The organism is Prauserella isguenensis (assembly GCF_014191605.1).
GTDB classification, from domain to species: domain Bacteria; phylum Actinomycetota; class Actinomycetes; order Mycobacteriales; family Pseudonocardiaceae; genus Prauserella; species Prauserella isguenensis.
This window is the reverse complement of sequence record NZ_JACHWU010000003.1, coordinates 535,753-555,786: the sequence shown is the minus strand read 5'-3', so window position 1 is coordinate 555,786 and position 20,034 is coordinate 535,753. Positions and strand designations below refer to the sequence as shown.

Here is a 20,034-nt window from a genome sequence, read left to right as displayed (position 1 = left end):
CGTGGGCCGTAGCCTGGGCGCGACCCGACCAGCAGACCTACGAGGGAACCGCTATGCCCGTGATGCCCGCATCGTCGCGTTCCGGCGGTGTCCGTTCGAGTGGTGTCCGTTCCGGCCGCCCGGCCCGTCGCGCTTCGTCCGTCCTCGCCGCGTTCGCGTTGACGGCGCTGACGGGTGCGTCCCTGGCGCCGGCGACGGCCGGCGCCGCGGAACCGTACGTCGTCGGCGGCGACGAGGCCTCGGTGGCCGACCACTCCTACGCCGTCTACCTCGTCGACGACGACGGTAGGCAGTTCTGCGGCGGCACGCTCACGTCGTCGCGGAAGGTCGTCACCGCGGCACACTGCGCTGACGCGCTGCCCGCCGACGACCTGGGCGTCGTCGCGGGCAGGCAGGACACGCGAACGGACCGTGGCATCGAGGCCGGTGTCCGTGACGTGTGGATCGCGCCGAGTTACCAGGACCCGATCTCGGGCGGTGACATCGCGGTGCTCTCGCTCGACCGTGCCGTGCCGTACCGCACCGCAGAGGTCGCCGACGCCTCCGACTCGGCGAAGTACCGAGCGGGCACCGAGGCGACCGTGCTCGGCTGGGGCCGGGTCTCTGAGTCGGGCGAGCGGTCGAACACGCTGCGTTCCGCGCAGGTGCCCGTCGTCGCGGACGACACCTGTTCCCGGGCCTACGACGAGTACGACCGCGAGTCGATGGTCTGTGCCGGTTACCCGGAGGGCGGTGTCGACGCCTGCCAGGGCGACTCGGGTGGCCCGCTGATGGTCGGCGACACGCTCATCGGTGTCGTGTCGTGGGGCGACGGCTGTGCCCAGGCGGGCAAACCGGGGGTCTACACCCGTGTGTCGACGTTCGAACCGCAGCTCGGGGGTCAGGGCGTCGACTCCTGATCGACCTCGGGTGAGTTCCGGGTCGTCGGCGGGGTCGGCGGCCCGGAGCGACGGATCTGTTGTGGCACGGCCGTGTCACACTGGGCGGGTGACCGACCTGGTGGCTCGCCGCGGCCCGGACCTCACGGCCGCCGAACTGTACGACCTGCTCCGCCTGCGCGTGGACGTGTTCGTCGTGGAGCAGAACTGCCCCTACGGCGAGCTCGACGGACTGGACCTGCTGCCGACGACGTGGCATCTGTGGGCGCCGGGCCGGGCCGACGATGCGGGTGCGGCCGGGTGCTTGCGGGTGCTGGCCGAACCGGACGGCGTCGCCCGCGTCGGCCGTGTGGTGACGGCGCCGTCCGCGCGGGGCACCGGGCTCGGGGCCCGCCTGATGGAGGCGGCCGTCGAGCACATCGGGGAGGCCGAATCGGTGCTCAACGCGCAGACGTACGCGCAGGGCTTCTACGCGCGGTTCGGTTACGAACCCGAGGGCGAGGAGTTCGACGAGGACGGCATCCCCCACATCGCCATGCGCCGGAAGGCGTGCTGAAGGGCCCGACGTCGGAAAGCCCGCCGACGACCGAGCGCCGGGAAGTTACGCCGCGGTGCCCGAGTGCACGACACGCGGGCCGCAGTGCAGGACACGCGGGTTGGGGCGCAGGACACGCGTGAGGCGGGCGGAACAGGCCGACCGGAGTGCGGCGCGGAGTTCGCTACCGTGGATGCATGCCTCGACGCCATCGCCGATCGCGGGACGAGCGCCCGCGTCCCGCCGTCACCGGGTGGGCGCGCTCCGAGTCCGCCGAGGACGGCGAGTGGCTCGTGCGCACCGTGCCGGGTGCGCAGGCGACGAAGATGTATCGCTGCCCGGGATGTGACCACGAGATCCGGCCGGGTGTGCCGCACGTCGTGGCGTGGCCCGCCGACGAACTGGGTTCGGTGGCCGACCGCAGGCACTGGCACAACGGCTGCTGGCAGGCGCGCGGTCGTCGCGGCCCCACCCGTCGCCGCTGAGTCCCACCGCGCCGAATCCCACCGCGCCGAATCCCGCCGCTGAGTCCCACCCCGCCGAGTTCGCCCGCCACCGCGTTGTGCCGTCGCACGGCCGACGCCACCTCGCCGAGGTGCCGAGTGATCGGGAAGAATCGCGGGCATGGCCGATCTTCCGCTCGTTCTCCTGCACGCCTACCCGCTCGACGCGCGCATGTGGAACGCCGTCCGCGGACCGCTGTCGGCCCGTACCCGCGTGATCACGCCCGATCAGCGAGGCATGGGCCGCAGCCCGTTCCCGGATTCCGCATCCCCGAACAGCGCGCCCCCGAACAGCGCGACCTCGGACAGCGCGACCTCGGACAGCGCCTCCGGCGGACGGGCCGACCGGGAACCGAGTCTCGACGACGCGGCCCGCGACGTCGTGGCGCTGCTCGATCGGCTCGAACTCGACCGGGTGGTGCTCGGTGGCTGCTCGATGGGCGGATATCTGACCATGGCCGTGCTGCGGGCGGCTCCCGAGCGCGTCGGCGGACTGGTGCTCATCGACACCAAGGCCGAGGCCGACACCGACGAGGCCCGCGCGAATCGGCTGTCGGTGGCCGACCGGGCCGAGTCCGAGGGCATCTCGGACTGGCTCGCCGACGCGATGCTGCCCAACCTCCTGTCCGACCCCACCCGCGAACGGCAGCCCGAGGTCGAGGCCCTGGTGCGCGAGCTCATCGAATCGCAGCAGCCCTCCGGCGTCGCGTGGGCACAGCGCGCCATGGCCGCCCGCTCCGACTCCACGGAGACCCTGCGCGGTGCGGACGTCCCCGCCCTGGTGATCGTGGGGGAGCGAGACGGACTCACCCCGCCGGAAGCGGCCCGGTCCATGGCCGAGGTGCTGCCCTCCGCGCGGCTCGAGACGATCCCGGACGCGGGACACCTCACGCCACTCGAAGCACCCGATGCCGTGGCCGGAGCGATCACCGACTGGTACCCGGCAGCGTGAGGGAGGCCCCGGACGGCCGCCGCCGGCGACGAGGCGCCGGTGACGAGGCGCCGGGGCGCCGGCCGGGGACACGGCGCCCGCGGCCGCGTCGTGGGCCCGCACGAGGGTGTAGGCCTGGACGAGGGGTGTGGGCCTGGACGAGGGGTGTAGGCCACCTCGGTGGGCGCCGGTACCGCCGACCGATCGTGACGGACGTAACGCCAGAACGTGACCGTGGTCTCACCTGCTCCACGGGGACCCGCCGGCGGGTCCGACGACGGCGGCACGACGGGCGCGCCGGCCGCCGCGAGGAAGCCTGCGAGTCGGACGTCGGGGCGAGTGCGGCATGCGGATCCGTTCGCGGCAACGCCGTCGCGGCCGGTGTCCGCGCGGCCACGTCACCCGGTCTCACCAGCAGATTCGACTCCGTGGCGAGCATGTCCGGCGTCTCGGTGCACACGCCGAACCGGCGGGTCGTGTCGAGGAGGACCGCGACGCTGGAAGGCGCCGATCGGGCACTCCCGACGTGATGTTCGCAGCCGCGGGAACCATCGAAACTCGCGACGGCTACGATCTGTCGTAGCCAACGTGGGTCCCCGCCCGTGGCGCAGCAAGGATCGGGGTTCGAAGTGCAGGAGGCAGGAGTGACGGCCGTAGCCCCCCAGCCGATCGCGAAGCGCCCATACCCGGCGCAGAAGTCGGCAAAGGGTTCGTACCTGCTGAGTATGTTCCGGACGACGGATCACAAGCAGATCGGCATCATGTACATCGTCACCTGCTTCGCCTTCTTCATGATCGGCGGAGCGATGGCGATGCTGATCCGTACCGAGCTCGCTCAGCCGGGTCAGCAGTTCCTGTCCCAGGAGCAGTACAACCAGCTGTTCACCATGCACGGCACGGTGATGCTGTTGTTCTACGCGACGCCGATCGTGTTCGGCTTCGCGAACTTCGTCCTGCCGCTGCAGATCGGTTCGCCCGACGTCGCGTTCCCGCGACTGAACGCCTTCTCGTTCTGGCTGTTCACGTTCGGCGGTCTGATCGCGCTCGCGGGCTTCATGACCCCGGGCGGCGCCGCCGACTTCGGTTGGTTCGCCTACACCCCGCTCTCCGACGCGATCCATTCGCCGGGCGTGGGGGCCGACCTCTGGATCACCGGGCTGGTCGTCAGTGGTCTGGGCACGATCCTCGGTGCGGTCAACATGATCACGACCATCGTCTGCCTGCGTGCTCCCGGCATGACGATGTGGCGGATGCCGATCTTCACCTGGAACATCCTGGTCACCAGCATCCTCGTGCTGATCGCGTTCCCGATCCTGACCGCCGCGCTGATGGGGCTGTTGGCCGACCGTGTCATCGGCGCCCACGTGTTCGACCCCGCCAACGGCGGCGTGATCCTGTGGCAGCACCTGTTCTGGTTCTTCGGCCACCCCGAGGTGTACATCGTCGCGCTGCCGTTCTTCGGCATCGTGTCCGAGATCTTCCCGGTGTTCAGCCGTAAGCCGATCTTCGGCTACAAGGGCCTCGTGCTGGCGACGCTGGCGATCGCAGCCCTGTCGGTGTCGGTGTGGGCGCACCACATGTACGCGACCGGCTCCGTGCTGCTCCCGTTCTTCGCCTTCATGACCTTCCTGATCGCCGTGCCGACGGGTGTGAAGTTCTTCAACTGGATCGGCACGATGTGGAAGGGCCGCATCACGTTCGAGTCGCCGATGTTGTTCTCCGTCGGCTTCCTCGTCACGTTCCTCTTCGGCGGTCTGACCGGCGTCCTGCTGGCCGCGCCCGCCATCGACTTCCACGTGTCGGACAGCTACTTCGTCGTCGCGCACTTCCACTATGTGCTCTACGGCACGATCGTGTTCGCCACATTCGCCGGCATCTACTTCTGGTTCCCGAAGATGACCGGCCGGATGATGGACGAACCGCTGGCCAAGCTGCACTTCTGGCTCACGTTCCTCGGCTTCCACGGCACGTTCCTCGTCCAGCACTGGCTGGGTGCGGAGGGCATGCCGCGCCGCTACGCCGACTACCTCGCCTCCGACGGCTTCACGACGCTCAACACGATCTCTACGATCGGTGCCTACGTGCTCGGTGCCTCGACGCTGCCGTTCATCTGGAACGTCTTCAAGAGCTACCGGTTCGGTGAGCTCGTCGACGTCGACGACCCGTGGGGTTACGGCAACTCGCTGGAGTGGGCGACGTCCTGCCCGCCGCCGCGGCACAACTTCACCGAGCTGCCCCGGATCCGGTCCGAGCGGCCGGCGTTCGAGCTGCACTACCCGCACATGATCGAGCGGCTCCACTCCGAGGGCCACATCTCGTTCACCGGCAAGCAGATCGACAGCCCGCATGCCAAGGAGGCGCCCTCGCAGGTGGCCACCAAGGCGGTCATGCCGGGCGACCACGATAAGGACAACGCGAGCGAACAGTGAGTACCAACAGCACCCCAGTCCTGATCACCGCGACCGGGCCGGACAAGCCGGGCGTCTCGTCCGTCCTGTTCGCCGCGCTCACCGCACACGGCGTCGACGTGCACGACGTCGAGCAGGTGGTCATCCGTGGACGATTGGTACTGGGAGTGCTGGTCGCCGTCGACAGCGACCCGGAAGCCCTGCAGGAGGCCGTCGAGCAGGCCATGGCGACCGTGGCGATGTCGGTCGACGTGAAGATCGGCGACGAGATCGGCACCGAGCCGTTCGCGCAGGGCAGGCAGGGCTCGACCCACGTACTGACGCTGCTCGGCCGCCCGCTCACGGCACAGTCGATCTACGCGGTCGCGGGCAAGCTCGCGTCGGTCCACGCCAACATCGACGCCATCCGGAGCATCGCCGACTATCCGGTGACCGGCCTCGAGGTGGAGCTGTCGGTCGAGAAGGACACGCCGGAGTCCGACGCCGAGCTGCGCTCGATCCTCGCCGACTTCGCCAACCGCGGCGGGCTCGACGTGTCCATCCAGCGTTCCGGCCTGTCTCGGCGGGCGAAGCGGCTGGTCGTGTTCGACGTCGACTCCACCCTCATCCAGGGTGAGGTCATCGAGATGCTCGCCGCGCACGTCGGGGTCGAACCGCAGGTGCGGGAGATCACCGAGGCCGCCATGCGCGGCGAGATCGACTTCAACGAGTCGCTGGAACGCCGCGTCGCCCTGCTCGAAGGGCTGCCCGAGACGGCGATGGACGAGGTGGCCGACGCGATCGAGCTCACCCCCGGCGCCCGGACGACGATCCGCACGCTCAAGCGGCTCGGCTACCAGTGCGGTGTCGTGTCCGGTGGCTTCATGCGGATCATCGACCGGCTCGTCGACGACCTGGGCCTCGACTTCGCCGCGGCGAACGAGTTGGAGGTCGTCGACGGCAAGCTCACCGGCCGCGTCGTCGGTGAGATCGTCGACCGGCCCGGCAAGGCGCGGGCACTGAATCGCTTCGCCGACGAGTTCGGTATCCCGGTGCAGCAGTGCGTCGCCGTCGGTGACGGCGCCAACGACATCGACATGCTGTCGGCGGCGGGCATGGGTATCGCGTTCAACGCCAAGCCCGCGCTGCGCGAGGTCGCCGACGCCGCGCTGTCGTACCCGTACCTCGACGCGATCCTGTTCATGCTCGGCGTGACGCGTACCGAGGTCGAGGCCGCCGACGCGGCCGACGGTCTCGCGCTCGTCCGGCCGTGACCGGGCCGCTCGCTCCGCTCGCCGCGCGCTACGCCTCCTGGCTCGACCTGCCCGCGGCCGACACCGCCGCCGTCGTCGAGGCCGAACCCGACGAGGTGCGGGCCATGCCGGTGATCCTGCGCATGGAGAAGGCCTCGCCGCCCGCACGCACGCCGTTACTGGAAGCCGCCGCGACCGCGGCGCTGGCCGTGTGCCTCGACGAGCGGTGCGAACCAGGCGGGCCCTGGCACGAGCCGATGCGGGACTGGCTCGCAGGCCACATCCGCAAGGTCGCCCGGAGGGCCCGGGGCGCTCACTGGGACGCGGTGCAGGAGCTGCCCGGCATCACGGTGGACGTCGACGGCGCGCAGGTACGAGCCCTGCTGCCCGGGCGCGTGTCGGAAGTGCCCAAAGAGGTGGCGCGCCTGCAGGTCTCCGGTACCGACCTGCCCGTCGACGAGCCCGGGCCCGCCTCGGACGACCGTCCGCTGTTGCTGCTGAACCCGGACGTGCCGATGACGACCGGCAAGTTCGCCGCGCAGGTCGGGCACGCCACGATGCTGCTGGCCGCAGTGCTCGGCGACGTCGAGTTGTCGCGCTGGCGCGCCGACGGTTTCCGCTGCGCCGTGCGTGACGCCACGCCCGCCCAGTGGGCCGAGCTGGCACCGGGTGATCCGGCCGCGACGTGGCGCGACCGCGGCGTCATCGCCGTCCGCGACGCCGGATTCACCGAGATCGCACCCGGCACGGTCACCGTGCTCGCGCAGGCGCGCGGGCTCTGAGTCGACAAGCCGCAAGCCGCAAGCCACAAGCCGCACTCGCCGGCCCGGGTCTCCGGCAGAGGGTTTCCACGCGGCCGGCTTCCCGACATGGGCCGTCCGAGACGGCGCCCTCAGTGGCCGGCCGGCGACATGTTTGCGGATTCGGCAAAGGAGATCGCCGTATTGGTACACGCCGTGGCACAGTCGCGAACATGGATTCGACGTTCGACCGTGACTTCTGGGAACGCCGTTGGGGACAGGTTGTCCGCGATCACCCGGATGCTGTCGCGAACCGGCCTCCCAACAGGCACCTGCTCGCGGAGGTGGCCGGCCTGCGCCCCGGCAGCGCACTCGACGCGGGATGCGGTCACGGTGCGGAGACACACTGGTTGGCCGCGTCCGGCTGGCGGGTCACGGCGGTCGATTTCTCGCCCACGGCCCTCGACGTGGGACGGCAGACGGCCGAACGTCTCGGTGCGGACATCGCCGAGAGGATCGAGTGGCGCGAGGCGGACCTCGCCACGTGGAATCCGCCCGACCGGACCTACGACCTCGTGGCGTGCGTGTACGTGCACATCGAGGGGCTGGTCGGCGAGTTCGTCACGCGGCTCGCCCGCGGTGTCGCACCCGGCGGCACGCTCCTACTGGTCGGACATCGCCCCGTGGACCCGGAAACCGGTGCCGACACGCCTGCTGCGGGACAGGTGCAGGTCTCGGTCGAGGAGGCGACCGCGGCGCTCGACGCGCTCGGCGGCTGGCGGCTCGAGGTCGCCGAGGAGCGCAGCCGCGACGTCGAAGGCACCGGCGTCGACGCCGTGATCCGCGCCGTGGCGGCCGAATGAGGCCGCCCGGGAACGTCAGGCCGAGCCCTCGCCCGCCTTCCACACGACGTAGGCCTGGTCGGCGTCGGTGGTCATCGCCTCGACGAACGTTTCGTGGTCGAACCCCGGCAGGGTCTGCAGCCGCTCGATGAGCGCGTCCGCGGCCGGGTCGCCGCTCGGCACGGCGGTGCCCGTGCCGTCGGCCGCCGCGAGCATCAGGAAGACGTCCTCGTCCGACAGTCCCTCGGGGATCACACGGACGACCACGGCGGCGAGGTCGTCCCAGTCGACCCGCTCCTCGGAGCCGTCGGCGAGCTGCCGCCGGACACCGGTGTCGTCGACACTGACGGCGCGGGAATGGGCGGTGGAGGAATCGGGGGACACGAACTCTCCCTTGGGCTCGGGGGTGGCGTTCACCGTAACGCGGTGGACGTGCTCGCCCTTCCCGGGGCGGCGGCGTCGAGCCGCGTGAGCGCATCGCGCGCAACGGCGGGATCCTGCGTTGGCCAGAACGGCGGAATCGACGCGCGCAGAAAGCCGCCGTACCGCGCCGTCGCGAGCCGTGAGTCGAGGACGGCGACGACTCCGCGGTCGCTGGACGAGCGGTGCAGCCTGCCCGCACCCTGCGCCAGCAACAGCGCGGCGTGCGTGGCCGCGACCGTGAGGAAGCCGTTGCCGCCGCGCGCCTCGATCGCCCGCTGCCGGGCCGAGGCCACCGGGTCGTCGGGCCGCGGGAACGGCAGCCGGTCCACGATCACCAGCTGCAGCGACGGCCCCGGCACGTCCACGCCCTGCCACAGCGACAGCGTCCCGAACAGGCACGTGCGCGGCTCGTCCGCGAACTGCGACACGAGCGTCGACGTCGAGTCATCGCCCTGGCACAGGATGTCGTAGGGGAGCCGTTCGCGGAGCTCCTCGGCGGCCCGTTTGGCGGCGCGCATGGATGAGAACAGGCCCAGGGTGCGCCCGCCCGCGGCGTCGATGAGCGCGGCGATCTCGTCGAGCGTGGCGTCGCCGAGTCCGTCGCGGCCGGGCGGCGGGAGGTGCTTGGCGACGTAGAGGATGCCGTTGCGCCCGTAGTCGAACGGGGAGCCGACGTCGAGTCCGCTCCACCGCAGTCCGTCGTCGGCGTCGTCGGCCGGAGCGGGCTTGTCGGTGGCGGTGCCGTCGTCGGCGGGCGCGGACGTCGGTTCCGGAGGCAGTCCCCATTGGCGGGCCAGGGTGTCGAACCGGCCGCCGAGTGCGAGGGTCGCCGACGTCAGGACGGTCGTCGAGCGGGCGAACACGCGCTCCCGCAGCAGTCCGCCCACGGCCAGCGGCGCGACGTGCAACGATGGCGGCCGCGGCGAGGACGAGTAGGTGTCCTTCGAGATCCACACGACGTCGGGCCGGTTCGCCTGGTCGGCGTCGAACGCGTCGAGCAGCCGTACCGCGGTGTCGTGGATCTCCTCGACGGCCGAGCGCGCCAGTTTGCGTGCGGTGGCCTCCTCGACGTCCTCCTTGCGTTCGCCGCCCAGCGCCGTCAGGCACGCGTGCGCGGCGTCGCGGACGACGGTGACCGCGCCGCCGAGCGCGTGCGGCAGCGTGTCGAGCCGCTCCGCGGGAAGGTCGTCGAGTACGAGTGCGAGACCCTCGCCAGCCTCGAGGAGCCGGTCCGACGTGTCGGCGTCGATGATGCGCCCGCAGCGTCGGGTGGCCGCCGAGACCGCCGAGGCGGTCAGCTCCGCCGTGGCCGCCGACGTGACCCGGTCGACCAGCTCGTGCGCCTCGTCGATGACGACGAGGTCGTGTTCCGGCAGCACGCGCTGTTCCTGGAGCGCATCGATCGCCAGCAGCGCGTGGTTGGTGACAATGACGTCGACCCGGCCCGCGTCGGCGCGCGCCTTCTCCGCGAAGCAGTCGTCGCCGACGGGGCAGCGCGCAGCGCCGAGGCATTCGCGCGCGCTGACCGACACCTGCCGCCACGCCTGTTCCGACACACCCGGCACGAGCTCCGTGCGGTCGCCGGTCTCGGTTTCCGAGGACCACTCGTGCAGCCGTTTCACCTCGCGGCCGATACGCGACACGGCGAACGCGTCGAACAATCCGCTGTCCTCCGGCTCTTCGGGGGCGCCGGAATGCACGCGGTGCATGCAGAGGTAGTTGCGCCTGCCCTTGAGGATCGCGAACGTCGGTTCGCGGCCCAGCGGCTTCTTCAGTGCTTTCGCCAGCCGCGGAAGGTCGCGGTCGACGAGTTGGTTCTGCAGCGCGATCGTGGCGGTCGACACGACGACCGTGGTGTGCCCTTCGACCGCGTGCCGGATCGCGGGCACGAGGTAGGCCAGCGACTTGCCCGTGCCGGTGCCCGCCTGCACGGCGAGGTGCTCACCGGTGCGGATCGCCCGCCCGACGGCCTCCGCCATGCGCACCTGGCCGTCGCGCTCGGTGCCGCCGACCGCCTCGACGGCGTCGGTGAGCAGCTCGCGGACGCCGGGGAGCTCGCGGGGCTTCTGCAGGGTGCTGATCTCGGCGGGCACGGAGCGCCACCTTACCGATCGGGGCCGACACCGATGGGTACCGACACCGATGGGCCGACCCGACGGGCACCGGCACCGAGGGACAGCGGCACCGAGGGGCACCGGTACCTGGGTGCCGGTGCCGCCCGGCGGTGACCCGTCGTCGGGGTGTGGGCAGGCGGCCCCGAACGGGCGGTCACACGGCCGGGTGGTGTGCGGTCGGCCGGGTCAGGCTCTAGTCCGTGGCTGCCGATGTCGGGGATGCGCCAGTCACGATTCGGGAGGACGTCACATGACACGCACGCGCACCGCACGCCGAACCGGCCGACTGTCGGTGGTGGGGCTTGCCTCATTGGCGCTGATCGCCGCGTTGACGGGCTCCGCCCATGCCGGCGCCGACGGCACCGGGGACACCGACGGCCGGGCCTCGGGGCACGCGGCCGAGACGCAGGCGGTGCACGCGCACGACGACTGGGCGCCGACGGCGACCGGCGACGCGGGCATGGTCGACGTCGTGCAGGGCGGCACCGACGTGCGGGTCGGCCCGATCGCGGCGTGCGACGTCGAGGGTGAGACCGAAGGCGGCACGCCGGGCATCACGGTCGGCGAGGACGGTGAACTGGCCGCCTACGGCCGGGCCGAGACGTCCTGCGAGCGTTCCGGCGGACGGGCACGCGCGGAGGTGACGGGCGACCGGTTCTCGACGTCCGTGCTGGAACAGTACGGCGGCCCGAAGATCCGCGTGCGCTCCTACTCGGCGTCGTGCCACACCACCGACAACGGCAGTGCGTCGTCGATGTCGCTGTCCGGCGTGACCGGCTTCGACGTGCCGGAGGAGATCCCGCCGAACCACGAGGTGCTGATCCCCGGCGCGACCGAGAACGACCCGCCGATGGCGCGCGTCGTGCTCAACGAGTTCACCGCGCCCGAACCGCCGGACGGCAGCATGGCCATGTCCGCCGTGCACATCGAGCTGTTCCCCGAAGGCGGCCCGGTCACCGGCGACATCCGCGTCGGCTCGTCGAGCTGCGCCCCCTACGGAGACTGACGCGCGAGCCGGTGCTGCCGGGGCAGGTCCACGAGGTCGCCCCGCTCCGGCAGGCTGTCGGCGCCGCCGGGCACGGTCATCGCAGCGGCTCGGCACGCCGCGGCCGTGCGCACGCGCCGGTCGGCGGGCTCGCCCGCCAGCAGGTCCGCGAGATACCCCGCGACGAACGCCTCGTCGGCGGCGTCCGGGTCGATCTCGTGCACCGGATAGGACGGCACGTCGTAGCGGGCGCCCGCGATCTCGGCGACCGCGCCGCGCGGGCCCTGCGTGACGATCACGTCGTCGGGGCCGAGCGCGGCCAGCTCGGCCATCAGTGAGTCGGCGTCGCCGTCGAACCCGAGCAGGCGCGCCTCGTCGGTGCGGGCGAACACGATGTCGGCGTGCGAGACGAGGTCCAGCAGCGTGTCGCGGGCGTCCTCGGGCCGCCACAACGCGGGCCGGTGGTCGAGCGCCACGGACACCGGCACGCCCGCCTCACCCGCGATCTCGGCGGCCGTGAACGTGGCGTCGTCGGCCGTCTCCGACAGCGCGGCGGTGCTGCCGGACAGGTGCAGCACGCCCGCCCCGGCGATCAGGTCCTCGCGCAGGTCCTCCGGTGCGATGCGCGTGCCCGCGCTGCCGGTGCGGTAGAACGCCGACCGGTTGGTGTCGCGCGACCGCACGTCCCGGAGCACCAGGCCGGTGGGCGAGTGCGCGTCGGTCACCGCCGCGGACGTGTCGACGCCCTCCTCCCGCAGCCGGGTCAGCACGAGCGCGCCCGGTTCGTCGGCGCCGATCCGGCCGGTCCACGCCGCGCGGGCGCCGAGCCGGGACACGCCGACGGCCACGGTCGCCTCGGTGCCCGCGATCCCGACGTCGACGGTCGTCGCGTGCCGGAGCTTGCCCGTCGAGGTGCGGAAGGACGCCAGCGCCTCGCCGAACGTCACCAGGCCTGCGCTCACGCGCCGACCCGGGGAGTGCCGACGATCTCGACGTCGGCATCGACGAAGTCGGTCAGCGCCCGCTCGGTCGTCTCCACCGCGACACCCGCGGTCAGATCCGCCAGCACCCGCACCGTGAACCCGGCGCGTGCGGCGTCCAGGGCCGTGGCGCGGACACAGTGGTCCGTCGCGATGCCCACGACGTCGACGGCCGTGACCCCGCGCGAGCGCAACCAGTGTTCGAGCGTCTCGCCGGTGTCGGTGGCCGATTCGAATCCCGAGTAGCCGTCGCTGTACTGGCCCTTCGAGAACACGGCCTGCACCGGCCCGACGTCGAGTGCCGGGTGGAAGCTCGCACCGGGCGTGCCCGCCTCGCAGTGCCGGGGCCAGGACGTCACGAAGTCGGGCTCGTCACTGAAGTGCGCGCCCGGGTCGATGTGGAGGTCGCGGGTGGCCGCGACGTGGGCGTACTCGCCCCGGCGCAGCAGCTCCGACACGTCGCCCGCGACGGCCGTGCCGCCCGCGACGGCGAGCGCACCTCCCTCGCAGAAGTCGTTCTGCACGTCCACGACGATCAACGCGGTGCTCATGACCGCCTCCCGCTCTTCTCAGCTGAATGTCGTCGGAATGGCAGGCTCGCCCTGGGAGAGCTTCAGGCCTTCCCACGGCAGGCTCACCATGCCGCGGCGCAGTCGAGTGCGCGCGTCTTCCAGTGTGGGCAGCCCGCCCACGGTTTTGCCCGCCCGCATGAGCGGGATCGGCACGGTCCGGTCGTGCTCTCCGAGCTCGGGTGGCGCATCCGCGGGGTGCACCACCTCCTCGAGCGCCGTGCCGGTGGCCTTGTGCCTGCGCACCGCCGACTTGCGCCCGCCGCGGGAGGCTTTGTCCTCGCTGCGTTTCGCCACGGGGCGGCCGTCCACGTCGACGAGTTTGTACACCATTCCCGCCGTCGGCGCGCCGGAACCGGTCACAACGGACGTTCCGACACCGTAGGCGTCGACGGGCTCGGCGCGCAGCGCTGCGATGGCGTGCTCGTCGAGGTCGCCGGAGACCATGATCCGCGTGTCCTTGGCGCCGAGGTCGTCGAGTTGTTCGCGGGCCTTGCGCGCGAGCACGCCCACGTCGCCGGAGTCGATGCGGATCGCACCCAGTTCCGGCCCCGCCACGCGCACCGCCGTGTCGATCCCCGCGGTGATGTCGTAGGTGTCGACGAGCAGCGTCGTGTCCGGACCGGCCTTGGCGACCTGCGAACGGAACGCCGCCTCCTCGCTGTCGTGCAACAGGATGTAGGCGTGTGCCGTCGTGCCGCGGGTGGGGATGCCGTAGCGCCTGCCCGCCTCGAGGTTCGACGTCGTCGCGAAACCGGCCAGGTACGCGGCCCGCGCGGCCGCCACCGCGGCGAGTTCGTGGGTGCGGCGCCCACCCATCTCGATGATGGGCCTGCCCGAGGCAGCCGCCGACATTCGCGCCGCCGCCGAGGCGATCGCCGAGTCGTGGTTGAGGATCGACAGGACCACCGTCTCGAGTACGACCGCCTCGGCGAACGTTCCACGCACGGTGAGGATCGGCGAACCGGGGAAGTACAGCTCCCCCTCCGGGTAGCCGTCGACGTCGCCCGAGAACCGGTAGTCGGCCAGCCAGGACAGGGTCGCCGAGTCGACCACCGCCGTGTGTTCGAGCTGTGTCAACTCGGCGTCGGTGAAGCGGAAGTCCGCGATCGCGTCGAGCACCCGGCCCGTGCCCGCGACGACGCCGTAGCGCCTGCCGCCGGGGAGCCTGCGTGCGAACACCTCGAACACGCACTCGCGGTCGGCCGACCCGTCCGCGAGCGCGCTGCCGAGCATGGTCAGTTCGTAGTGGTCGGTCAGCAGTGCCGTGCTGGGGCCGATCTGTTCCATGCGGAAGAACCTATCCGCGAACGGGTGGCCACCCCAGCCGTGGGTGCCGACCAGCGGGGGTGCGCCGTCACGCGTCGGCGTGTCGTGAGGAGTCGTGGGCGGAGGGGGCCCCCGAGGGCACTTCGGTCGCACTCGGTGCCACCACAGTGCCCTCGGGGCAACGCAGGAATGGAGGGGAGGGGACTTGCGGGGTTCCGGGCAGGGCGTGAGAGGGGGCGTGCCAACATGGAGGGCATGACGACGCCGGTCGAGGCCGAACAGACACTCGGCGAGGACACCAGCGCCGGGGACCAACCGTGGCAGACGATCGTGTGGAACGACCCGGTCAATTTGATGTCGTACGTGACGTACGTCTTTCAGAAGCTGTTCGGGTACAGCCGCGACCACGCCACGAAACTCATGCTCGACGTCCACCACAAGGGTCGGGCGATCGTCACGTCGGGCAGCAAGGAGAAGGTCGAGGGCGACGTCGCGAAACTACACGCGGCGGGCCTGTGGGCCACGATGGAGCAGACGTGAAGAGCTGGCGGCGCAAGGGCGGACGCGTGCTCGGCGGGTTCGAGCAGCAGGAGGCGGCCGTGCTGCGGGGCCTGGTGAGCCAGGTCGACGACATGCTCCGCGCCCGTGCGGAAGAAGCGCCGCAGGACGAGCTGGCGGAGCTGACCGGTATCAAGACCGGCCCCTCGGAGGGCCCGGACGACCCGGTGCTCGGCAGGCTCCTTCCCGATTTCCACAAGCTCGACCCCGACCAGCCGTCGCAGGACGAGGTCGACTCGGCCGCGGCACTGCGTTCGCTGCACGAGCCGCAGGTGCTCGACGCCAAGCTCGGGGTCGCCGCCGAACTGCTGAAGACGTTGCCGCCCGAGGGCGGCAACGTCAAACTCACCTACGAGCAGGCCGACGCGTGGGTCTCGGCGCTCAACGACGTCCGCCTGGCATTGGGCACGGCGCTGGACGTCGACGACGACATGCCCGAGGAGCTGCCGGAGGACGACCCCCGTTCCTCGCACCTGGGCATTTACCACTGGCTGACCTGGGTACAGGAAAGCCTGGTGCAGGCCCTCACCGAGTAGAACGACCAGGAGGCCGCCATGCCGGGTGAGTTGAACGCGATCACGGACGTCCCCGGCGTGCTCGTCGGCCATCATCAGCGTCTCGGCCGCGGCTGGGCCACGGGCGCGACGGCGGTGCTCGTCCCCGGGCAGGCCGTCGGTGCGGTCGACCAGCGCGGCGGGGCGCCGGGCACCCGTGAGACCGACCTGCTGGCGCCGGAGAACCTGGTGCAGCGGGTCGACGCGATCTGCCTGTCCGGCGGCAGCGCCTACGGGCTCGCCGCGGCCGACGGCGTCGTCCGCTGGCTCGGTGAGCGCCAGCGTGGCTTTTCCGTCGGCACTCGGCCGTTCGAGGTGGTGCCGATCGTCCCCGCCGCCGTCGTCTTCGACCTGCCTCGTGGCGACTGGGGCAACCGTCCGGACGCGACGTTCGGCTACGCGGCGTGCGAAGCGGCCACGGCCGGTCCGGTCGCACAGGGCACGGTCGGTGCCGGGACGGGCGCGCAGGTCGGGTCGCTGAAAGGTGGCATCGGCACCGCGAGCGAACGGGTCGGCGAGTTCACCGTCGGCGTACTGGCGGTCGTCAACGCGGCGGGTGAGGCGGTACGTGCGAGCACGGGCCGGCCGCTGGCCGCTGACGACGCGGAACCGGGCGAGTTCGGCGTCACCCGCTGGCCGCGTCGTGCCGTCGACCTCGGCGGTGGCGACCGTAAGGATCTCAACACCACGATCGGCGTGGTGGCCACCGACGCCGACCTGTCGAAGGCCGAGGCGCGCAGGCTCGCCGTCGCCGCGCAGGACGGGCTCGCCCGCGCCGTGCGGCCTGCGCACACGATGTACGACGGCGACACGGTGTTCACACTGGCCACGGGCGCACGGCAGCTGACGGAACAGGCCGGCCGACTCGGCGGCGAGCAGGAGGCAGGGCGCGCCGCCGCGCTGGACGGCCTGTGTTCGGCGGCCGCCCTGGTGTTCACGCGCGCCATGATCCACGGCGTGCTGGCCGCCACCTCCGCGGCCGGCCTACGGGCTTACCGCGATCTCTGGCCCGAGGCCTTCGAGGACTGAAACACCTGGTCGGCGGCTGCCGGGCCGGCCGTGGGAGGGATGGGCCACAGTGGTCGTCTCACACTGTGAACCCGCTTCATTCAGCCAGTAAGATGGGGCCCGTGCTTCGGATCCGCCGTGACCATGTCGACGCGATCGTCGCCCACGCCCGTCGTGACCACCCCGACGAGGCCTGTGGGGTCATCGCGGGGCCCGACGACGGCAGCGACACCCCAGAGCGCTACATCCCCATGGTCAACGCGGCGCGCTCGCCGACGTTCTACGAATTCGACTCGGGCGACCTGCTGAAGCTGTACCGCGAGATGGCCGCCAATGACGAGACACCCGTCGTGATCTACCACTCGCACACGGCCACCGAGGCTTACCCGTCGAGGACGGACATCAAGTTCGCCTCGGAGCCCTTCGCGCACTACGTGCTGGTGTCGACCCGGGAGGACGACGTCGCGGACTTCCGGTCCTACCGGATCGTCGAGGGCGAGGTCACCGAGGAGCCGGTGCAGGTCGTCGGGGATGCGGGCGCCGAGAGCCCGGCGATCCGGCTCAACCCGGACCTCGCGCCCGTCGAGTCGTACATGTTCGCCAACACCGGGGGAGACGACGTCCCCGACGCCTGATCACTCCCCGGCGTAGCCCGGGTCACACGCGGAATTTTCCCGCGTGCTCAAACGTCTGTCCTGATCGACAAGCCATTCTGCGGAGGTAACCCATGGCCGTGACCGTGTCCATCCCGACGATCCTGCGTACGCACACCGGCGGCGAGAAGTCCGTCGAGGCGGCCGGTAAGACTGTCGCCCAGGTGATCGACGACATCGAGTCGCGTCACGGCGGCCTGAAGGACCGTCTGGTCAAGGACGAGAAGCTGCACCGGTTCGTCAACGTCTACGTCAACGACGAGGACGTGCGGTTCGCGGGCGGCCTCGAGGCCGAGGTCACCGACGGCGACACCGTGACCATCCTGCCCGCCGTCGCCGGCGGTATGCGCTGATCATGGCCCGCTACGAGTCCTTGATCGACACGCTGGGTGGCACGCCGCTCGTCGGCCTGCCGCGCCTGTCCCCCTCCGGCGACGTCCGGCTGTGGGCCAAGCTCGAAGACCGCAACCCGACCGGGTCGATCAAGGACCGTCCGGCGCTCAAGATGATCGAGGCCGCCGAGAAGGACGGTTCGCTCCGTCCCGGTGCCACGATTCTCGAGCCGACGTCGGGCAACACCGGCATCTCGCTGGCCATGGCCGCCAAGCTCAAGGGCTACGGCCTGGTCTGCGTCATGCCGGAGAACACGTCCGCCGAACGTAAGCAGCTGCTGCAGGCGTACGGCGCGCGGATCATCTTCTCGGAGGCCGCGGGCGGGTCGAACGAGGCCGTCCGCAAGGCCAAGGAGCTCGCGAAGCTCAACTCGGACTGGGTGATGCTGTACCAGTACGGCAACCCGGCCAACATCGCCGCCCACTACGAGGGCACCGGCCCGGAACTGCTGGCGGACCTGCCGACGATCACCCACTTCGTCGGCGGCCTCGGCACCACGGGCACGCTCGTCGGCGTCGGACGGTACATGCAGGACGCCAAGCCCGACGTCCAGATCGTCGCCGCCGAGCCGCGGTACGGCGAGCTGGTCTACGGCCTGCGCAACCTCGACGACGGGTTCGTCCCCGAGCTGTACGACCCGGACGTGCTCAGTGGCCGGTACTCGGTCGGTGCGTACGACGCGCTGCGCCGGACGCGTCAGCTGCTCGAGCAGGAGGGCATCTTCGCGGGCATCTCGACCGGTGCCGTGCTGCACGCGGCGCTGGGGATGGCCGAGAAGGCGATCGCGAAGGGCCAGTCGGCCGACATCGCGTTCGTCGTGGCCGACGCGGGCTGGAAGTACCTGTCGACGGGTGCTTACGCCGGTTCGCTCGACGAGGCAGCCGAACGTCTCGACGGCCAGCTCTGGGCGTAGCGTCGACCTCATAGTTGATCTACACGGCTGCGGCCCCACCGGGTTCCGGTGGGGCCGCAGCCGTTTTCGGCTCAGCCGTCCCTGACGGCCGGGTTCCGTGGGTGGTCCATGCGCACGACGACGTCCGCGGTGTCGGCGGGGGAGACCTCGCGGTCGTACCGTTCGTACGCGGGCAGTGCCCAGTGCTCACCGGCGGACAGCCTGCGGGCCAGCGCCGCCGGTGACAGCCACAGGTGGACCGTGAGGTCGAAGTCCAGTCCGCGGCCGAGCAGCAGTTCGCCGTCGACCAACACGACCGCGTCGCCGGGCAGGGAGGAACGTGGCATGCGGTAGGGGCGGTCGGCGTCGGCGTCCCACAGCGCGGGCAGCACCTCCCCGGTGCCGCCGGGGTGCGCCGGACCGAGCACTTCGCGGCGCAGAGCTCCGAGGTCGAGCCAGTCGTCGTAGCGGGTGTCGGGGTCGTGGCGGCCGCGTTCGAACCGCAGCGACGCGGGCCGCAGGAAGTCCCACGCCGAGACGCGCAGAGTCTCCCGCCCTGCCACGCGCAGCGGGTCGACAAGTGCGTCGGCCAGGACTGCCGGGTCCGCGGCATCCGACGCACCGTCGACGGCCACGGCGACGCGCCGGTCGGTGGGCGAGGCTGCGATCCGTTCGACCAGTTCGGTCACGAGCCGGTCGAACGAGATGGGCCGGAAACGCACGCCGGCGATCCTACGGACCCGCCGCCACGACGGGCCCCGTACGCCCGACCGCCGACGGCGGGCGAGCGTAGGACACGCAGTGCCGAGTGCGGGACACGCGCCCGAGTTCGGCGCGGATCTCAGGGTCATCACCGAGGTCCGGCGGGGTGCGGTGGACGTAATCTGGTCCCGTGAGCATGCAGCCCGTTCCCACACCCGGTGCCGGTGACGCCAAGCAGGCGCGCCCGCCCGCCAAGCGGATCCTGCCGCCGAAACCCCTCGCGGCCGGCATCGTCGCGCTGGCCTTCACCGTCGTGCTGTACGTGATCGAGCTGCTCGACGTCATCCTGCCCGCACGGCTCGACGACGGCGGCATCGTCGCGCGTTCGCTCGGCGGGCTCGACGGCATCGCGTGGGCTCCGCTGCTGCACAGCGGCTGGGGCCACCTGCTGGCCAACACGGTGCCGGTGCTGGTCTTCGCGTTCCTCGCGATGGCGGGCGGCATCGGGCAGTGGGTGATGGTGACGGCGACGATCTGGCTGGTCGGCGGCGTCGGCGTGTGGCTGGCCGGACCGCCGGAGCCAGTCGTCACCGTCGGCGCGTCGGGGCTCGCGTTCGGCTGGCTCGCGTTCCTGCTGGTGCGGGGCGTGTTCAACCGGAGCGTCGCGCAGCTCGCCGTCGCGGCGGTGCTGCTGGCGATCTGGGGCGGCATGCTGTGGGGCGTGCTGCCCGGACAGGCCGGCGTCTCCTGGCAGGGTCACCTGTTCGGTGCGCTCGGCGGCGTGCTGGCGGCGTGGCTGGCCGGCAAGGCCGACCGCGCGGCGAGTCGGAAGACGGCGGGCGGCGCCGGACCGGTCGCGGGATAA

At 71.5% G+C, this 20,034-nt stretch carries 22 protein-coding genes; 16 read left to right on the top strand and 6 right to left on the bottom strand.

Annotation, left to right across the window (positions count from 1 at the left end):
• The first annotated feature begins 62 nt into the window (after nucleotides 1-62).
• The 8 genes from FHS23_RS15340 (at nucleotide 63) to FHS23_RS15305 (ending at nucleotide 8,090) form a co-directional block, all read left to right on the top strand.
• On the top strand, nucleotides 63-899 hold the full coding sequence (locus FHS23_RS15340; protein ID WP_183656172.1) for a S1 family peptidase: 837 nt from the start codon (nucleotides 63-65) through the stop codon (nucleotides 897-899).
• A gap of 88 nt (nucleotides 900-987) precedes the next feature.
• Entirely contained in the window at nucleotides 988-1,434 is a 447-nt protein-coding gene (locus FHS23_RS15335) for a GNAT family N-acetyltransferase (protein ID WP_183655305.1), read from the top strand.
• A gap of 176 nt (nucleotides 1,435-1,610) precedes the next feature.
• On the top strand, nucleotides 1,611-1,898 hold the full coding sequence (locus FHS23_RS15330; RefSeq protein ID WP_183655302.1) for a hypothetical protein: 288 nt from the start codon (nucleotides 1,611-1,613) through the stop codon (nucleotides 1,896-1,898).
• Between the two features lie 139 nt (nucleotides 1,899-2,037).
• Nucleotides 2,038-2,868 carry an alpha/beta fold hydrolase gene (locus FHS23_RS15325; RefSeq protein WP_183655299.1) on the top strand — a complete coding sequence of 277 codons (831 nt, stop codon included), beginning with the start codon at nucleotides 2,038-2,040 and terminating at the stop codon, nucleotides 2,866-2,868.
• A 623-nt stretch (nucleotides 2,869-3,491) separates the two neighbouring features.
• Nucleotides 3,492-5,276 carry an aa3-type cytochrome oxidase subunit I gene (gene ctaD, locus FHS23_RS15320; RefSeq protein WP_183655296.1) on the top strand — a complete coding sequence of 595 codons (1,785 nt, stop codon included), beginning with the start codon at nucleotides 3,492-3,494 and terminating at the stop codon, nucleotides 5,274-5,276.
• Nucleotides 5,273-6,508, top strand: a complete 1,236-nt coding sequence (gene serB, locus FHS23_RS15315; RefSeq protein ID WP_343053964.1) for a phosphoserine phosphatase SerB — start codon at nucleotides 5,273-5,275, stop codon at nucleotides 6,506-6,508. The genes ctaD and serB overlap by 4 nt, the downstream gene beginning before the upstream one ends.
• Nucleotides 6,505-7,269, top strand: coding sequence for a peptidyl-tRNA hydrolase (locus FHS23_RS15310; protein ID WP_183655293.1), 765 nt, complete (start codon nucleotides 6,505-6,507; stop codon nucleotides 7,267-7,269). Before serB ends, FHS23_RS15310 begins: the two co-directional genes overlap by 4 nt.
• Before the next feature lie 191 nt (nucleotides 7,270-7,460).
• Entirely contained in the window at nucleotides 7,461-8,090 is a 630-nt protein-coding gene (locus tag FHS23_RS15305) for a class I SAM-dependent methyltransferase (protein WP_183655290.1), read from the top strand.
• A 15-nt stretch (nucleotides 8,091-8,105) separates the two neighbouring features.
• Here FHS23_RS15305 and FHS23_RS15300 read toward each other — a convergent pair whose 3' ends face one another.
• On the bottom strand, nucleotides 8,106-8,453 hold the full coding sequence (locus tag FHS23_RS15300; protein WP_183655288.1) for a hypothetical protein: 348 nt from the start codon (nucleotides 8,451-8,453) through the stop codon (nucleotides 8,106-8,108).
• A gap of 29 nt (nucleotides 8,454-8,482) precedes the next feature.
• Nucleotides 8,483-10,585: an ATP-dependent DNA helicase gene (locus FHS23_RS15295; RefSeq protein WP_343053963.1), complete on the bottom strand. Its 2,103-nt coding sequence runs from the start codon at nucleotides 10,583-10,585 to the stop codon at nucleotides 8,483-8,485.
• Between the two features lie 271 nt (nucleotides 10,586-10,856).
• Between FHS23_RS15295 and FHS23_RS15290 the strand changes: the two genes are divergently transcribed.
• A complete protein-coding gene (locus tag FHS23_RS15290; RefSeq protein ID WP_183655285.1) occupies nucleotides 10,857-11,612 on the top strand; it encodes a hypothetical protein in 756 nt (251 codons plus the stop codon).
• Here the strand turns inward: FHS23_RS15290 and FHS23_RS15285 are convergent.
• The 3 genes from FHS23_RS15285 to FHS23_RS15275 are packed head-to-tail and all read right to left on the bottom strand — an operon-like array spanning nucleotide 11,600 to nucleotide 14,430.
• Complete coding sequence (locus FHS23_RS15285) at nucleotides 11,600-12,553, bottom strand: PfkB family carbohydrate kinase (RefSeq protein ID WP_183655282.1); 954 nt, start codon at nucleotides 12,551-12,553, stop codon at nucleotides 11,600-11,602. The genes FHS23_RS15290 and FHS23_RS15285 overlap by 13 nt on opposite strands.
• On the bottom strand, nucleotides 12,550-13,122 hold the full coding sequence (locus FHS23_RS15280; RefSeq protein ID WP_183655279.1) for a nicotinamidase: 573 nt from the start codon (nucleotides 13,120-13,122) through the stop codon (nucleotides 12,550-12,552). The genes FHS23_RS15285 and FHS23_RS15280 overlap by 4 nt, the downstream gene beginning before the upstream one ends.
• Nucleotides 13,123-13,140: 18 nt before the next feature.
• A complete protein-coding gene (locus tag FHS23_RS15275; protein WP_183655276.1) occupies nucleotides 13,141-14,430 on the bottom strand; it encodes a nicotinate phosphoribosyltransferase in 1,290 nt (429 codons plus the stop codon).
• A gap of 234 nt (nucleotides 14,431-14,664) precedes the next feature.
• Between FHS23_RS15275 and clpS the strand changes: the two genes are divergently transcribed.
• The 6 genes from clpS to FHS23_RS15245 all read left to right on the top strand — a co-directional run bounded on the left by clpS (nucleotide 14,665) and on the right by FHS23_RS15245 (nucleotide 18,488).
• On the top strand, nucleotides 14,665-14,949 hold the full coding sequence (clpS, locus tag FHS23_RS15270; RefSeq protein WP_183655273.1) for an ATP-dependent Clp protease adapter ClpS: 285 nt from the start codon (nucleotides 14,665-14,667) through the stop codon (nucleotides 14,947-14,949).
• Nucleotides 14,946-15,503 carry a DUF2017 family protein gene (locus tag FHS23_RS15265; protein WP_183655270.1) on the top strand — a complete coding sequence of 186 codons (558 nt, stop codon included), beginning with the start codon at nucleotides 14,946-14,948 and terminating at the stop codon, nucleotides 15,501-15,503. The genes clpS and FHS23_RS15265 overlap by 4 nt, the downstream gene beginning before the upstream one ends.
• A gap of 18 nt (nucleotides 15,504-15,521) precedes the next feature.
• Nucleotides 15,522-16,550 carry a P1 family peptidase gene (locus tag FHS23_RS15260; RefSeq protein WP_183655267.1) on the top strand — a complete coding sequence of 343 codons (1,029 nt, stop codon included), beginning with the start codon at nucleotides 15,522-15,524 and terminating at the stop codon, nucleotides 16,548-16,550.
• Between the two features lie 92 nt (nucleotides 16,551-16,642).
• Nucleotides 16,643-17,164: a M67 family metallopeptidase gene (locus FHS23_RS15255; protein WP_183655264.1), complete on the top strand. Its 522-nt coding sequence runs from the start codon at nucleotides 16,643-16,645 to the stop codon at nucleotides 17,162-17,164.
• 92 nt (nucleotides 17,165-17,256) lie between these two features.
• Entirely contained in the window at nucleotides 17,257-17,535 is a 279-nt protein-coding gene (locus FHS23_RS15250) for a MoaD/ThiS family protein (protein WP_183655262.1), read from the top strand.
• A 2-nt stretch (nucleotides 17,536-17,537) separates the two neighbouring features.
• The gene (locus FHS23_RS15245; RefSeq protein WP_183655259.1) at nucleotides 17,538-18,488 is read left to right on the top strand and encodes a PLP-dependent cysteine synthase family protein; all 951 of its coding nucleotides are present in this window, start codon (nucleotides 17,538-17,540) and stop codon (nucleotides 18,486-18,488) included.
• A gap of 71 nt (nucleotides 18,489-18,559) precedes the next feature.
• Here FHS23_RS15245 and FHS23_RS15240 read toward each other — a convergent pair whose 3' ends face one another.
• The gene (locus tag FHS23_RS15240) at nucleotides 18,560-19,189 is read right to left on the bottom strand and encodes a nucleoside/nucleotide kinase family protein (RefSeq protein ID WP_183655255.1); all 630 of its coding nucleotides are present in this window, start codon (nucleotides 19,187-19,189) and stop codon (nucleotides 18,560-18,562) included.
• A 176-nt stretch (nucleotides 19,190-19,365) separates the two neighbouring features.
• Between FHS23_RS15240 and FHS23_RS15235 the strand changes: the two genes are divergently transcribed.
• Nucleotides 19,366-20,034, top strand: coding sequence for a rhomboid family intramembrane serine protease (locus FHS23_RS15235; protein WP_183656163.1), 669 nt, complete (start codon nucleotides 19,366-19,368; stop codon nucleotides 20,032-20,034).